This window comes from Saccharothrix espanaensis DSM 44229, from assembly GCF_000328705.1.
Classification (GTDB): domain Bacteria; phylum Actinomycetota; class Actinomycetes; order Mycobacteriales; family Pseudonocardiaceae; genus Actinosynnema; species Actinosynnema espanaense.
Map to the genome: position 1 here is coordinate 8,544,670 of NC_019673.1, position 17,596 is coordinate 8,562,265.

The 17,596-nt window shown below is 73.0% G+C and carries 1 protein-coding gene; it reads left to right on the forward strand.

Annotation, left to right across the window (positions count from 1 at the left end; all coding sequences use genetic code 11):
• Positions 1 to 55 precede the first annotated feature (55 nt).
• Positions 56 to 17,548 carry a toxin glutamine deamidase domain-containing protein gene (locus BN6_RS37440; protein WP_041315475.1) on the forward strand — a complete coding sequence of 5,831 codons (17,493 nt, stop codon included), beginning with the start codon at positions 56 to 58 and terminating at the stop codon, positions 17,546 to 17,548.
• Positions 17,549 to 17,596: the final 48 nt, after the last annotated feature.

Here is a 17,596-nt window from a genome sequence, read left to right on the forward strand (position 1 = left end):
GCCCCCGGTCGGCGGGCCCACCGGCGGTTCCGGGTTCGGCATGAACATGTCGACCATGGAGGGTTTGCAGGGCAAGGCGGGTGATCTCCAGTCGAGGCTCAACGCCATCACCGGCGGCCTGCGGGGCTTGCAGCTCAGCCCCAACGCGCTGGGGCCGATCGGGCTGTTCGCGGTGCCGGCGTTGAACAACTCGAACAACAACACCGTGTCGCAGGCGGAGCGCGCGGCGGGGACGTTCGGCAACGTGCAGTCGGGTCTCAAGGCGACGCAGGAGACGCACGTCTCGACGGACAACAACAGCAAGAAGGAGTTCAACAAGTTCAACCCGGACGCGAACGCCCAACGCCCACCCGGCCAGCCCGGCGGCGGCCCGTCCGGGGGCCCGAAGACCGGCGGTCCCGACGTCAGCAAGACCGACGGCCCCAAGGGCGGCGGCGGTCCGAACGGCCCCGGCGGCCCGAAGGGGCCCGGCGGCCCGGCGGTCAACCCGACGACGGGTCCCAAGGGTGGCGCGGGTACTGGGCCGTCCGGCGGCCCCAAGGGCACCGGTGGACCGGCGGTCGGTCCCGTCAACTCGCCCAAGGGGGGCGCGGGTACTGGGCCGTCGGGCGGCCCCAAGGGCACGGGTGGGCCGGCAGTCGGTCCCGTCAACTCGCCCAAGGGCGGCGCCGGTACTGGGCCCACGGGTGGACCCAAGGGCGTGGGCGGTTCCGGGGTCGGTCCGATCAACTCGCCCAAGGGTGGGGCCGGCACCAGTCCGACCGGTGGGCCCAAGGGGACGGGTGGGCCTTCGGTCGGGCCCGTCGCGGGTCCCAAGGGCGGCGGCGGTGTGCCCGGCGGCATCCTGGGTGCCGGCGTGCCCGGTGGTGTACCGGGCGGTGTGCCGGGTGGGGGCGGTAAGGGCGGTGGTGCGCCCGGTGGCGGCGTTCCGGGGGGCGGTGCCAAGGGTGGCGTGCCCGGTGGCATTCCGGGTGGTGTGCCCGGTGGCATTCCGGGTAGCGGCGTTCCGGGTAGCGGGACCAACCTGCCTCCGGGCGGGAAGACGGCGGTGGGTGCCACGCCCGTCGCGGCACCGCCCGGCACTTCGACCGGCCCCAAGGGCGGCGCTACGCCGTCCCCGCTCGGCGCTGGCGCCCCGATGGGCGGCGCACCGGGCGGTGCGGGTGCCCCGGGCGCTGCCGGCGCGTCCGACCGTTCGAGCAAGTACACCGGCGGCCCCGGCAAGGGCTTGTTCGACTCGCCGTCACCCAAGACCGGCGACGGAACCATCACCAAGGCCCCGACCGGCTCCTCGTCCACTCCCCCGCCGGCACCCAAGCCGACCATCTCCAGCCCGCCCGGCACCCCGACCCCCGGTGGTGCGACGCCCGGCGGCACGACGCCGGGTGGGGCGACGCCGGGTGGTGCTACGCCCAAGACCGGCGGCCCGACCGGCATCCCGTCGACCGGCCCGACCTCGCCGGCACCGACCGGTCCCGCGCCGACGAGCGGGACGGCCCCGCCGACCAGCCCGACCTCGGCGGGCAACACCCCGCCGGCGGGCAAGTCCCCGACGCCCGCGCCGACGTCCCCGATGGCAGGCGGAGTCCCGCCCGTGGGCGCGCCGCCGGCGGGCGGGACGCAGGCCGGAGCTGGCGGCCCCTCCGACCGTTCGAGCAAGTACACCGGCGGCCCCGGCAAGGGCACCTTCGACGCCCCACCACCGAAGGCCGGCGACGGCAACATCGCCAAGGCCCCGACGTCCTCCCCGTCCACGCCCCCACCGGCCCCGACGAAGACGCCGACCACGCCATCGCCCAGTCCCACGCCACCCAACCCGGCGACGCCCAACCAGAACTCGCCGAAGCCGGTCGCGGCCCCGAACGTCACCGGGTCGAACCCGACGCCGGTGGTCAACACCCCGGTCAACCCGGCCGCCAACGCGCCGCGCACCACGCCGCCGCCGGTCGGCACGCCCGTCAGCACGCCGACGAACGTCCCGCCCACCGGCACGACCCCGAACCCGGTCGCGCCGAAGCCGGCGCCCTCGCCCGCCGTGGACACCAAGGTCGACACCAAGGTCGACGCGAAGGTGGACACCAAGGCCGGCACCAAGAGCGACGGCAAGGCCGACGCGGGTGTGCCGCCGGTGGTCGTGGGGGTTGTGCCGGCGCCGGTCGGGGTGGAGCAGCCGGGGCGGAAGGCGCCGAACTTCCCGTCGCTGCCGAACGCGCCGAAGTTCGCCCTGCCCAAGATCTTCGGCGGGTCCGGCAAGCCCAAGGTCGACGCGACCGAGATGCAGCCGCTGGGTACCGCGACCACGTCGGCCGCCCCGAACCAGCCGTCCGGTTCGAACCAGAACCAGCAGAACGCACCGGTCGCCCAGGACCAGATCGCGCCGCAGGTCGTCGTCACCGACGTGGACGCGATCACGCCCCTCGATCCCCCCAACCCCGGCGGCAACCCGGACAACGGATCGACGCCGCCCGCCGACGTGATCCCGTCGAAGAGGCTGCCCGAGTTCTTCCAGCACAACGAGGCGCTGGGCGCGATCGCGGTGACCGACGTGCAGGGCGCGGCGGACGTCGTGGCCAAGGTCGGCGAGATCCTGCCCACCACGGCGAAGAAGCCGGCGGTCGGCGTGGACCAGATCGGGGTGGCGCTGGAGAACAACCTGGAGACGTTCGTCGGCGGTGGCCGCGACTTCCCGGTCCGGATCGGCAACAAGTGGTTCGAGGTGAACGTCAAGGCGCACCTGGAACCCCAGACCGACCCGGCGAACATCACCAAGCCCGCGGTCAAGACGAAGGTCGACTTCACCGCCAACAGCGGGGCGAGCTCGACCACCACGAACACCGTGGCGACCAGCGGCGAGATCGGCGTCACGGCCACGGCGGGCCAGGCGTTCGGGGGCTACGGCTCGGCGGGCGTCAAGGTGAACCTGGCGTCGCCGGCCGCGTCCACCAGCGTGCAGGCGTCCACTGTGGACCAACGGGCGATCCGGTCGGGCGAGGACTCGACGATCGCCAAGCTCGACGTCACCTACACGGTCACCGTGACCGACTCGAACAACGTCGACATCACCACCAAGAACCCCGCGGTGGTCCCGACGGTCGCGGGCGGCGCCACCGTCCAGATCCCGAACGAGCTGGTCAACCTCACCCCGCCGGGCACGGCGGACACCAGCGTCGAGATCACCGATCCGGACCTCGGCGCGAAGATCGAGCACATCGCGCCGGAGGCGGTCGCCCTGGTCGACACCAAGGGCGCGTTCGACAAGGTCGCGGCCAAGCTGCCGAACTCGGTGGTGCAGATCGGCGCGCCGGGGCGGTCCGCGCTCCAGGACTTCCTCAGCCCCACCACGATCCGCGACAACTTCGGCTCGATGCTCAACGGCTGGGTCACCTCACCCGACCTGGTGAGCACGAACGCGGGCAAGGCCTCCGCCGTGCAGATGAAGGCGACCGTGACCGGCGTCGAACTGCTCGGCACCAACAAGGACGCCCAGCTCCGCCTGCACGACATCGCCAACACCAGCACGAACGTCACCGCGAACACCAAGAGCGGGTACGACGTCACGGTGGGCGCGGGCTTCGGGGTCCAGGTCTCGGGCCAGCTCGGCGGGACGGTCGGCCCGGTCGTCTCGGGTGGCGCGAAGCTCACCGAGACGTCCAACGCGGGCACGAACTCGGGCAACCGGTCGGGCATCCAGGTGAAGTCCGAAACGGGCCTGTACAAGGTGACCGCGGTGATCGACGTGCGGACGCCGAGCGGCACCGTGCAGGTCCCGGTGACGAGCTACGCGCGGATCGGTCTGCCCGAGGCGTCCTCGGCGAACTTGCCGGTGCCGGACGGCACGAAGGACAAGCTGACCGACAACGGCACCAAGAAGGGCACCGAGAAGACCCGCTACGAGCCGCCGTACCTGGCCTCGGAGCTGGCCGCGGGCAACATCAAGGTCGGCGAGTTCGCGCCCGCGGCGAAGGTGCAGGCGGAGGTCGAGAAGGCCCTGTCGAGCCTGCCCGGCTTCGCGGACTTCCTGCCCCAGTGGAACGACAACGTCGACCTGCCGCCCACCGGCACGACCACGAACACCGCGCCGGCTGCGGACGGCAAGGCCGCCAAGCAGCCCAAGGTCACCAAGAACTTCGCCGACGTCGTCGCCCGGCTGGACAACCAGCGCAAGCTCGGCGCCGAACTGTCGCCGACCGCCCTCAAGGCGAAGATGGACAGCCTGCTGGGCCCAGGCGTCAACGTGCAGCTCAAGCGGCAGGGCCTGGCCACCAACGACTTCGTCAACATCAACGTCAAGGCGAAGCTGGTCGACCCGGAGGGCGCGGCCAAGCTCGACTCGCACCTGGGCCAGGTGGACAAGCACAACGTGCGCGGCTGGGCGGGCAGCGGCCCGAAGCTGGACAGCTCGACCACCACCCAGAAGGGCGGCAGCATCGGGGTCGAGGGCAAGCTGACGATCCCGGCCAAGTCCGGCGGGACCACGCTCACCCCGACGCCGAACGTCGGCGCGAAGTTCACCATCGGCGAGTCGGTCAAGACCACGGCCGGTCCGGCGGTGAACAGCTCGGGCCTCAACGTCGGCGCGTCCAACGCCCAGGTGTTCGGCCACGGCATCGAGTTCGAGATCGAGATCACCGAGTTCAGCCGCAACCGGGCGTGGGTCAAGCGGGTCACGCCGGGCTCGCCGTTCCTCGAGGTGCCGCAGCCCAAGACGGTGGCCAAGACCGGCGGCACCGGCGACGTGAAGCCGATCGGCGAGATCAAGGGCGACGTGCGCCTGTGGGCGTCGGACAGCTCGACGTTCACCCAGGACCCGGCCGACTTCACGCCGAAGGACCCGGTGACCACGAAGCTCACCGGGCCGACCGCGCCGCAGAACATCCAGACCCTGCTGACCACGCCGTCGGCCAAGCCCGCGCCGGAGATCCTGCACGTCGAGGCGGTGGCGAACACCGAGGCGATCAAGAACGCGGCCATCCAGGCGCTGACCGACGCCGCCGGCGGCAAGGACTCGTCGCTGACCGTCCCGGGCACCCACACCCGCAACCAGATCGACAAGATGTTCAGCCCGGAGGCGGTGAAGGCCAACCTGACCCGGATGCTGGAGACCGGCGTGCAGGAGGGCGGCCTGAAGTACGGCCGCCGGGTCACCGACCGGACCGGCGCGGTCGGCGTGAAGTTCGAGCTCGGCAAGGCCAAGCTGGTGTCGATCTCGGACATCACCGGCATGGAGAACACCACCAGCGGTGGGTTCAAGGCCTCCGGCACGACGGTGGACACCAAGTCGTTCGACGTGTCGGGCGGGCTGAACCTGCCCGCGAAGCCGACCGACAACCCGACCGGCCAGGGCGCGGTGGGCGTCACGGCCAAGTGGACCCCGTGGTCGAAGTCCAGCACGACCGGCAGCGAGGTCGCCGGCAACGTGGACCGCGTCAAGATCACGCCCGCGACCGGCCGCACGGTGCTGGTGCAGGTGGACGCGAGCGTGACGGTGGTCGGCGAGAGCCGGACCGGCAACACCGCGGTGAAGGGCACGCCGGGCACGGCGGCGGTGAAGGTCGACCTGGAGGGCGGCGTCTTCGTCCGGGTCAGCGAGGACGTGGCGCGCGAGCTGGGCGTGCTGTCGTCCATCGACACCCCGGACCACAGCCCGAAGGACGCCGGCACGATCGCGCCGCCCAAGACCATGGGCCCCGGCGCGAAGCCCGGCTCGCTCGGCCTGGGCATGATCGACAAGATGCCGGCCGACCTGTCGAAGCTGGTGACCGACCTCCGCGCGGACCTCCAGGCGAAGAGCAACGGCGGCGTGCTGCCCCAGCAGGTCCTCGACGACTCGATGAACAACTTCCAGCGGCTGGTGGACCTCACCTCGCCGACGAGCGTCAAGTCGCTGATGGACAGCGCCATGGACGGCGGCGTGCCGCTGCTGCTGCACAAGCCCGGGACGTTCGGCAAGGACACGTTCCAGGTCACGCTGACCGCGGTGACCGGCACGCCGGAGTTCAAGGGCGTGGCGAACGACGGCGTCGACGTCGAGCTGATCATCGCCGGCAGCACCAAGACCACCGACGGGCAGGGCCGGGGCACCGGCTGGGGCGCGGGCCTCAAGGTCCCCGGCGCGGGTCTGCCCGCCGCGGCCAGCCCCACCCTGGCGGGCAACGCGGGCGTGGCGGTGGCGGTCAACGTCAACCACTCGACCACCACGTCGGTCACCGGGTCGACTGCCACCCAGGTCGGCCACAAGCGGGTCGGCGGCGGCCCGGTGGCGAAGTTCGACGTGCCGGTGACGTTCAAGCTGGAAGTGCACAAGGGCGACACCCTGGTCGGCTCGTCGGAGATCACGCCGGCCGACCCGATGGGCATCCGGCTGCACGCCGACAACCAGAAGTTCGCGCCCCCGTCCGCGAACGCCCCCGCCACCACGCCGGCCACGAACGCGCCGGCCACCGCCGATCAGGACCAGATCACGGCGGCCCCGTCGACCTCCGGCCCGTCGACCTCGGTGGACCCGAACGCGACCCCGGCCGGCAACCCCCCGACCACGCCGCCGCCCGTGGACAGCGGCCAGGCGAAGACCAAGGCGGACGCGCGGAACGCGCCGACGTGGCAGACCGACGCCAAGGCGACGGCACTGCCGCCGAGCGCGTCCGTGGAGGCGCTCAGCGGCGTGCGGGACCTGCGGGCCGCCGCGATCCACGCGCTGACCGAAGCGGGCGCGAAGCCGGGGCTGACCGGCAAGGGCACCGGTTCGCTCAACGCCCTGCTGTCCGCGCTGAGCTCGGAGAACCTCCAGCCGCAGCTGCCGGAGATGCTGTCCGGGCCGATGTCCGTGCCGGGCCTGCACGAGGCGGCGCTGACCACCAGCCAGCACGCCGACGTCAAGGTCTACGCCAAGATGGTCAACCCGAAGCTGGGCGGCCTGAGCGACGGCGTGAAGCTGGAGAACCCGCGCAGCACCACCTCGTCGACCTCCGCCGACGCCAAGAAGTCCGAGATCAACGACGTCGTCGTGGGCGGCGTGACCGGTGGTCTGACCTCCAAGGACCCCGGCGTCGTGTTCAACACCGGCGGCCTGGAGTTCAAGCACGCCGGCGAGGTCTCCGACACCACGACCGGCGGTGCGTCGAACAACCAGGTCAACGACCTCAAGCGGGAGGGCCGCACGGGGCTGGTCGACTTCGACGTCGAGTACCGGATCGTCGCGGACCTGGGCAAGGGCAAGGTCGGCGTGGTCGACCTGGTCGTGCCGGGCGCGGCGCAGGTGCGGATGCCGGCGGCCGACGCGCAGGCCGCGATCGAGTCGAAGATCGCCGCCGACGACAAGGCCGCGGTCGGCCAGAAGTTCCAGGACCTGGCCGCCGCGCAGAACGAGGTCAAGAAGGCCGCCGCCGACTGGCGGACCGCCGAGGCCGCCGTGGAGCAGATCGTCCACGACGCCCAGTCGACCGTCGCCGACCTCGACAAGCAGGTCGCCAACGCGGACAAGGACCTGGCGGCGGCCAACCAGGAACTGGCCGAGGCGCAGACCAAGCTCGCCACCGAGCAGGCCAAGATCCCGGACCTGGAGAAGGCCGCGAACGACGCCGGGGCCAAGGTCGAGCCCGCGCAGCGGGTCTTCGACGCGCGCGCCGGCGAGCTCGGCCGAGCGCAGGACGCCGTCACCGACGCGACCGGGCAGCTCGCCGACGCGGACGCCGCGGTCACGACCGCCACCGACGAACTGGCCGACCTGAACCAGGACGTCGACGGGGCGACCCAGGAGGTCGGCACCGCCGACACGGCCGTCAAGACCGCCGAGCAGGCGTTGACCGACCACCTCGCCACCCGCCCGGCACCGCGGCCCGCCCAGGGCCCGGCCACCGTCGACGGCCAGACCCCCGCGTCCCCGCCGGTCGACCCGGTCGAGACCGGGCTCCGGCAGGACGTCGCGGATGCCAAGGCGGACCTGAAGGCCAAGCAGGACGCGCTGGACGACCTGACCGGGCAACTCCCCGACGCGCAGCAGAAGCTGACCGACGCCCAAGGCGCGCGGACCGACGCCACCAAGGCGCTGGCGGACGCGAACCAGCGGGTCACCGACGCGCAGGCCCCGTTCGACGCGGCGAGGACCGAGCTGGCGACCGCCCAGGACCAGCACGACAAGGCGAACGAGGCGCTCGACACCGCGCAGGGCGTCGTGGACGCCGCGCAGGGCGTGGTCGACCAGGCACAGCAGAAGGTCGAGGGCGTCACCGCGCTCAAGGACGGCCTGACCCAGCAGATCCAGCACACCAAGGACCAGGCGACCGCCGACCTCGACGGGCCGGCGCGGGAAGCGGGTCGTCGGCAGCAGGACTGGTGGGACGCCAAGATGGCGATCGACCAGCGGATCCAGGACTTCAACGACACGCTCCCGAAGCCGCCGCCCCCGCCGCCGCCGACCGACACCACGGTTGCCGGCAGCACGAGCACCCTGCCGGGCGGCGACAAGTCCACCGGCAAGCAGCCGGCGACCGACTCCGGGAACAAGACGCCCGGCGTGCAGCCGGTGACCACGCTCAGCGACAAGGCTGCCGGCAAGCAGCCGGTGACCACGCTCAGCGACAAGGCCGCGGGCAAGCAGCCGGCGACGGACACCGGTGGCGCGCAGGTGAAGGTCGCCACGCCGCCGAACGTGGGCGGCAGCAAGCAGAACACGGGTGGCAGCACGAGCACGTTGCCGCCGGCCGCGCCGCAGAGCCGGTCCGTCCCGTCGGCGGCACTGTCCACTCCGGACTCGACGACCGCAGACCCGAAGACCACGGACCCGAAGACGTCCGGCCCGAAGACCACGGGCGCGGAGCCGGCCGCGAACCCGAGGCCGGAGAAGTCGTTCACCTTCGCGCCCGGCTCGACCGCGCTCACCGGCCCGCAGCAGGCCGACCTCGACGCCCTGGTGGACGACCTCGCCGACGTGACGGCCAAGCGCGAGGGCAGGTACCTGCCGCCGGTCGTGGAGGTCTCCGGTCCGAACGCGCAGAGCGTCGCGGACGCGTTGTCCGCCAAGGGCGTCGACGCCAAGGTGACGACGGGCCGCGCGGACGGCTTGGACGTGAAGGTCGACTGGGACCTCAAGCGCCCCGAGGGGTGGACGCCGCCGGCCGCGCCGGTCGGCACCAAGGTCACCGACACGGTGATCACCTCGCCCGCCCCGCGGGGTCCGCACCCGGTGCTGGACGACCCGTCGTGGCGGCACAGCACCGCGCCCGCCGCCGACTGGTTCGACCCGAAGGGCGCGGTGCCGAACGCGGCCATCGAGGACGCCTGGGGCAACGCGCCGATCACCGGCAGGGTGCGCGGCGAGGACGGCGGCGTGCTGTCGAACTCGACCATCGGCCCGGACGGCGTGGACCTCAAGGCGTGGCGCGGCCCGATCGCCTACGACATCCGCACCCTCGACGTGAAGGGCGTGCAGGTCCAGGACTTCACCGTCAAGCTGCACCTGAACGGCGACCCGGACGCCATCCGCGGCATCAAGGAGCGCACCAAGGCCGGCGTGGACGAGCTGTTCAACCAGGGCTACCGACTGCCCACGGGCGGCCAGTTCCACGTCACCGTCGAGTTCACCGACAACCCGGCCGACGCCCACGGCACCATCGACATCACCGAGCCGGACGGCCGCGCCAACCAGCTCAACTGGCCCGTCGACACCGACCACCGCCGGCTCGGGCACGAGGTCGGCCACTTCTTCGGCCTGCACGACGAGTACTTCGAGACCGACGACGTCAAGCCGATCTTCCAGCACCAGGACGGCAAGGGCCGGGTGGTCGGCGACAACGCGCCGATGACCGCCGGCATCGACGCCGACAACGCCGCGCTCAAGCCGCGCAACCTGTGGCTGGTCGAGAACCGCGCCAACGCGCTGGTGTCGTTCAACGACGTCGACACGCGGGCCGACGTGAGCCCGGACGCGCAGCTCCCGCACGCGCCGAACTGGTTCAGGCGCACCCCGCCACCGGCCACCCCGGTCACCCCGCTGCCGGTGGCCAACCCGCTGCCGGTGCTGCCCGGTGTCGCGCTGCCCGCGTTCGTGCAGGACAACCAGGCCCTGGGCACGGTCGCCACGAACGGCGTGCAGGGCGTCGACCAGGTCACCGCCGGCATCACCGCGCTCGTCCCGACGCCGGCCGGCGTCACCCCGGTCGGCGTCGACCGGATCGGCGCGGCGCTGGACTCGGACTTCGAGTCGTTCCTCGGCAACGGCCGCACGTTCCAGGTCCAGGTCGGCGGCAACTGGTACGACGCCAACGTCAAGGCCGTGATGGGCCCGGTCACCGGTCCCGGCGCGGCGTCGTCGGCCAAGGTCGACAGCCGGGTGGACAGCGGCACGACCACCACGACCACCACGAACCTGAGCACCGGCAACGACCTGTCGTTCGCCGCCACGGCGAGCCAGGGCATGGGCGCGTACGGCACGGTCGGCGTGAAGACGACGCTGTCGACGCCGGTCACCACCTCGACCGCCACCTCCACGACGGTCGACGACCGCGAGGTGCGCGGCGGTGACACGTCGACCAAGTACGACGTCCCGGTCTCCTACAGGGTCACGCTGACCGACGCCCAGGACGTGCTGGTCGCGAATTCGGTGATCACGGGCACCGCGGCGAACCCGACGACGGTCGCCCTCCAGATCCCGGACGACCTGACCAACCTGGCCGACACGGACAACACGCTGGGCAAGGCCACCCCGGACGCCGCGTGGGGCTCGAAGGTCGAGCACCTGGTGCCCGAGGCGATCGGCAGCTTCGACGCCGACGCGGCGTTCGACCTGGTCAAGGCGAACCTGCACCCGTCGGTGGTCAAGCCGGGCGCGGACGGCCGCACGGTGCTGCGCGACTTCCTCAGCGCCACCTCCATCCGGGACAACCTGCACGTGATGCTCAACGGCTGGGTCACCTCGCCCAACCTGACCAGCCCGCACGCCGCCTACGGCTCGGCGGTGCAGATGCGGGCGTCGCTGGTCGACGCCGAACTGGTCGGCACGCACGGCGGCGCGCAGTTCCGGATGCACCACACCGCCACCACCAACACCGGCGTCACCGCCACGGTCGGCTCGGGCGTCGAGGTGAACGCGGCGATCGGCGGCGGTGTCGGCACCCCCGGCGCGACGATCGGCACGGCCGGCATCACCGGCTCGGTCTCGGCCAAGACCTCGGAGAGCTCGTCGGCGGGCAGCACGGCGGTCAACCGCGCGGGCATCCAGGTCGGCGGGCAGACGGGCCTGTACAAGGTGACCGTCAACGTCGAGGTGCGCACCCCCAACGGCGACCCGGTGACCGTGCCCGCCACCGGGTACGTGCGGCTGGGCCTGCCGGAGGCGAAGGCGCACGGCCTGCCCACGCCGGCGACCGTGACCCAGGCGGGCATCACCAAGCCGGGCACCGCGGACACCCGCTTCGAGCCGCCGTACCTGGCGGCCGGCCTCGCGGCGGGCAACATCCGGGTCGGTGAGCTGAGCACCGGCGACCTCGACGTGCAGGGCCAGGTCGAGGACGCGCTCAAGGGGCTGGACGGCTTCGCCGGCTTCCTGCCGACGTGGAACCGGGGCACCGACCCGAGGGCGGACGGCAAGAACTTCGCCGACGTCGACGACCAGCTCGCCAACCAGCGCAAGCTCGACGCCGAGCTGTCGCCGACCGCGCTCAGGTCCAGGATGGACAGCCTGCTCGGCCCCGGCGTGCAGGTGCAGCTCAAGCGCCAGGGCAGGGCGACCAACGACTACGTCAACGTCACCGTGCGGGCGAAGCTGGGCGCGCCGAAGCACCTGGGCGAAGCGGACGCGCGCAACGTGCGCGGGCTCAACTCGGCCGCGCCGAAGCTGGACAGCTCCACCACCACGACCAAGGGCTGGAGCGCGGGCGTCGAGGGGCGCGGCGGCGCGAACGTGAAGACCGGCGGGGCGAGCCTCGCGCCGACCGCGACCGCCGCGGTGAAGTACTCCAGCTCCACGGCGACCAAGACCACCGCCGGACCGGTGGTCAACGACGTGGCGCTCAACGTCGGCGACTCCAAGGCGCAGGTCTTCGCGCACGACATCGAGTTCGAGATCGAGATCACCGAGTTCAGCCGCAACCGCTCGTGGGTCAAGCGGGTCACGCCGGGCTCGCCGTTCCTCAAGGTGCCGCGGGAGAAGACGGTCGTGCGGCCGCCGGACCCGGACAACCCGGCCACCCCGGACGGGCCCAAGGTCGTGGACCGGATCCCCGGCAAGGTCCACCTGTGGGTGTCCGACGGTTCGGCGCTCAAGACCGAGCCGGACTACGAGCCGCAGGACGCGACCGCGACCCCGCTGCCGAACACCACGATCAGCTCGCTGCTCAAGCCCGGCGCGACCCGCCCGCCCCGGCACGAGTGGCTGCACGTCGAGGCGGTCGCGAACGCCGAGCAGCTGCGCGAGCACGCGCTGGCCACGCTCAACGCGGCGGCCGGACCGGACACCTCGCTGACCGTGCCGGGCACGGTGGCGCGCAACCAGATCGACAAGATGTTCAGCCCGGAGAACCTGAAGGCGAACCTGCGCCGGATGGCCGAGACCGGGATCGTCGAGGACAGCCTCAGGTTCGACCGCCGGGTCACCGACCGGACCGGCGCGATCGGCATGTCGGTCACGTTCGACTTCGACAACGCCAAGGTGGTGTCGATCTCGGACACCACGCCGACCGAGGTGTGGACCGGCGGCGGGTTCAAGGCGGCGGAGAGCAGCGCGCGCAACCAGTCCGTCGAGGGCAGCGCCGGGTTCGCGTTCGGCGGCAAGCCGGGCGACACCACCCCGCAGGGCGGCGGCACGTTCAACGCCGGCGGCAAGTGGACGCCGTACTCCCGGACGCAGACGACGGCGACCGAGGTCGGCGGCAACGTCGACCGCAAGCTGGTCCGGCCGGCCGGCGAGCGGACCGTGCTGGTCCAGCTCGACGCCGAGTTCTCCGTGGTCGGCGAGAGCCGGTCGGGCAACGCCGCCTACGCCGGCACGCCTCGGGCGCACGGCACGACCGTGACCCTGCCCGGCGGCGTGTTCGTGCGGGTCAGCGAGCAGGTCGCCCGGGACATGGGCCTGCTGCGGGACGTGCCGCCGCACGCCCCGCCGCACTTCGGCGACATGTCGCCGCCCAAGCGGCTGACCCCCGAGCAGCCCTCGTCGCTGGGGCTGAGCACCGTGGAGGACGTCCCGGACCTCTCGTCCGTGGTCGCCGACCTGGCCACGAAGGTCAACGCGCAGACCCGGGGCCGGGTCGGCTCGGGCCTGATCCCGGACAGCGTGCTCAACGACTCGATGCACAACCTCCAGCGCCTGGTCGACCTCACCTCGCCGACCAGCGTGAAGGGCCTCATCGACAGCGCCCTGGACGGCGGTGTGCCGCTGCTGCTGCACAAGCCGGGCACGGTGATCGGCAAGGACACCTACCAGGTCACGCTGCGGGCCAAGGCGGGCAACCCGACGTTCGTCGGCGCGGTCAACGACGGCTATGACATCGAGCACATCCTGGCCGGCACCCGGAAGGACTCCTCGGGGCTGACCAAGGGCACGTCGTGGGGCGTCAACGCGCGGGCAGCGGGCCTGCACCTGCCGGACGTGAAGGACAACCTGGCCCCGGTGGTCGGCGGCGCGGTCGGCGCGGGCCTGGGCGGCTCGCAGAGCAGGACCACCACCGACACCACCACCGAGCAGTTCGGCCACAAGCACACCGCCACCGGGCCGGCCGTCCAGTACGACGTGCCGATGGAGTTCGAACTGGTGGTGCACAAGGGCGGCCGGGAGATCGCCAAGTCCACCCTCGCCACCGAGGGCATGAACCCGCCGCCCGTCGCACCGGCGACCGGACCCACGACCACCGGCACGGCCCCCGCCACCACGACCGGCACCGCGCCGGCGACCGGGACGCCCGCCGCCGCCCCGCTGCCCAAGCCGGTGCGGGTCCGCCTGCACGCCGACAACGTGCGGGTCGACGCGCCGGGCGTGACCGACAACAGTCGTCCGCACGACGCGACGGGGACCGACAGGCCGAACGCCGAGGCGCTGCCCGCGAACGTGACCACCTGGCAGCAGGCCGGCACGCCGGTGGCACCTCCCGCGACCTCGTCGGTCGAGGGGATGCGCGGGGCGCAGGACGTGCGGCTGGCCGCGATCGCGGCGCTGCGACGGGCGGGCGCGGGCCAGGGCATCACCGGCGAGGGCACCGGCTCGCTCAACGCCCTGCTGTCCGCGCTCAGCTCGGAGACCCTCCAGTCGATGCTGCCCGGCATGACGTCCGGGCCGCTGAACGTGCCGGGTCTGCACCAGGCCACGCTCGGCCTGTCGCAGCACGCGAACCTCAAGGTGTACGCGAAGCTGGTCAACCCCCGGCTGGACGCGCTCAGCGACGGCGTCAAGCTGGAGAACCCGTCCTCGACCACGCACGCCACCACGTCCGAGGCGAAGTACTCGCAGACCGGTGACGTGTCGGTCGGCGTGCCCACCGGCGGTCTGGGCAAGCGGGCCGACGACGCGCAGGGCAACCCGGACCTGGTGCACTCGGCCAACCTCACCGGCACCGGGCTGGAGCTCAAGCACTCCACCGAGGACTCCACCACCGACTCCGGCGCGCCGGTCAGCGGCACTGCGCAGAACCTCAAGCCGTCCGGGCGTTCCGGCCTGGTCGAGTTCGACGTGGAGTACCGGTTCGTCGCCGAGGTCGACGGCAGGATCGGCGTCCACGACCTGACGGTGCCCGGCTCGGTCGACCTGCGGATGCCGCTGGCGGACGTGGAGGCGGTGCTCGGGCAGCCGATCGACCCGCGGGTCGCGGCGGCGCAGGACGTGGTGAAGGCGGCCGCGAAGACGTGGCGGACCGCCGAGGGCAGGGTCGAGCAGGCCCGCCACCACGCGCAGGACCTGCTCGCCGAGCGGGCGACCGCCGCCCTGGACGTGCCCGGCCTGCGGACCACCCTGGACACCCGGCTGGCCGCGTCGGAGGCCGCGTTCGAGCTGGTCGGCACCCGGGACGGCGAGGTCGGCACCGCGCGCGACGCCCGCGACGGGGCCGTGGCCACCGCCGAGGGCCTGGCGGAGACGTCGGCCGAGCTGGACCGCCGGTCCCGGCGGGCCGACCTCGTCGCGCGCAACGCCGAGGCCGACGTGCGACTGGAGGACGAGAACGCCGGGGCCCTCGACCGACGGGCCGGGACGGTCGCGGACCTGCTCACCAAGGCCGAGGAGAGCCTGCTGGCCGCCGAGAGCGCGCTGGCCGCCCACGACCGCGCCAACCCGGCCCCCGCCGACGAGGCCGGGACCACGCCGCCACCGGTGGACCCGGTCCGGCAGGGCTTGGCGGACAAGGTCGAGGCTGACACCGAGGTCCGCGACGGGTGGCTCGGCGAGCAGACCAAGCTCGCCGGCGAGCGGGACGCGGCGGCGATCACCCGGGAGCAGGCGGTCCGCGCGCACGAGGCCGCCGTCCTGGCGGCCACCGAGGCCAGGACAGCGGCCGAGGTGGCCAAGGCGGACCTCGCGACCGCCGAACTGGCCGTCGAGGCCCGGCAGACCGGGCTGGACGAGGCGAACAGGACCCTGCGCGAGGCCCGCGAGCAGGCCAGGCTCACCGAGCAGGCCCGGATCGACGCGGAGAGCGCGCACGACCAGGCCGTGCTCAAGGTGGCCGACCTCGACGCCAGGATCACCACCGCGCACGACGACCTGGCCCTGCGCCACCAGGAGGCGGACACCGCCCAGGCGGCGTGGTGGGCGGCCAAGACCGACGCCGACACCAAGCTCAGCGCCGCCACCGCGCCACCCACCCCGCCCAACCAGCAGACGCCGCCCAACCAGCAGACACCCCCGCTCCAACAGCCGCAGGTCGTGCCCGCGCCGCAAGTCGTGCCCACGCCGCAGATCGTGGTCACGAGCGCGGAGGGGTCGGGCTCGACGTCCACCTCCGGGCAGGCGTTCGGCAGCGCGCCGACCCTCGACCGGAGCATCCCGCCGTTCGACGGGCCGTTCGGCGCGCCGGTCGACGGCACGCCCGACGCCACCCCGTCCACCACCCCGTCCACCAGCGCGTCGACCAGCACGAACACCGGCGCGCCCACCCCGGTCCCGGCGCTCACGCCGGAGCAGCGGAAGGCCGCGCGGGACAAGGCGGTCGGCGACCTCGCCGCCAGGCAGCTCGCCGAGCGGACCGCCGACCGCAACGCGGTGGGGGCCCGGCAGGCGGCCGAGAAGCAGAAGGCGTCCGCCGACCTGGCCGTCAAGCAGCAGGCCGAGTTCGCCGCCGCGAGCCAGGCGACGACCGCGAAGCTGGACGCCGAGGCCAAGAAGGTCGCCGCCGACGTGCTGGCCAAGCAGCAGAACGAGCGGGCCGAGGCGGGCCGGCAGTTCGCCGACCGGATGCGCGCCGAGGAGGCGCAGGCCGCCCAGCGGCTGGACGAGCGCCAGGCCGCCGAGCGACAGCGGGTGCTCACCGAGGTGCTCCGGCGCGAGGCGACCGAGCAGCAGCAGTTCGTCGACCACGTCAACTCGCAGCCGGGTGCGTCGCCCGCCGCCGTCGAGCAGCTGCGACAGCAGTTGCTCGCCCACCAGCAGACCGAGCGGAACAACGCCGACCAGCGGGTGGCGCAGGCCCAGCAGGCCGAGCGGCAGCAGACCGAGCAGCAGTTCACCACCTGGCGGGAAGGTCAGCGCCAGGCCGCCGAGCAGCAGTTCGAGAACCGGGCGCAGGCCGAGCGGCTGAAGGTGGAGCAGGACCTCAAGGTCAAGCAGGACCAGGAGCGCCAGACCGCCGAGCAGGACCTGAAGAACCGCCAGCAGCAGGAACGCGCCCTGGTGGAACGCCAGTTGGACACCCGCCAGCAGGCCGAGCGGCAGCTGCTGGAGCAGCGGCTCGCCGCCCGGCAGGCGCCCGACTTCCAGGCCGAGATCGGCAAGTGGCTGCCGCCGGACACCCACCACTACAACGCGTTCAGCGACGACGCGGCGGCCGCCAAGTGGGCCGACGACCAGTACCCGGGGCTGGCGCGGATCAACCGGGACAACTTCCAGAACAACGTCGCCGGCCACAACGTCAACTGCACCAACTGCGTCATCGCCACCCACGACGCGCTGCACGGCCGGCCGGCCGCCGCGGCGCCGCTGCCCACGCCGCAGCAGGGCGCCTACCTGGAGAACCACTTCGGCACCAAGTTCCAGGACGCGGCCAACTACAACCAGGTCGTCGACCACCTCGAAGGCAAGCCGGGACGGCACGTCAGCATCGGCATCAGCCGTGACGACGGCACCGGTCACGTCTTCAACGGCTGGAACGACGGGCAGCGCATCACCTTCTACGACGCGCAGACCCACCGCCCGGCCAGGCTGGACCACACCGCCGTGCGCATCCAGTTCATCCCGCTGCCGGACCTGCCTCCGCCCGCGCCGACCGCCGGCCCCACTTCACCGGCCACCGGCACACCGCCCGCGCACGCCACCGCCCCGCCCGCGCACGCCACCGCCCCACCGCCCGGCGGCGCGGCCCAGGCACCACCGGGCGGCCGCACGGCCCCGGCGGCGCCGGCCCGGGTGCCCTAGCCTCGACGGGCCGGCGGACGACCCCTGACCGAGACGACCAACCGATGA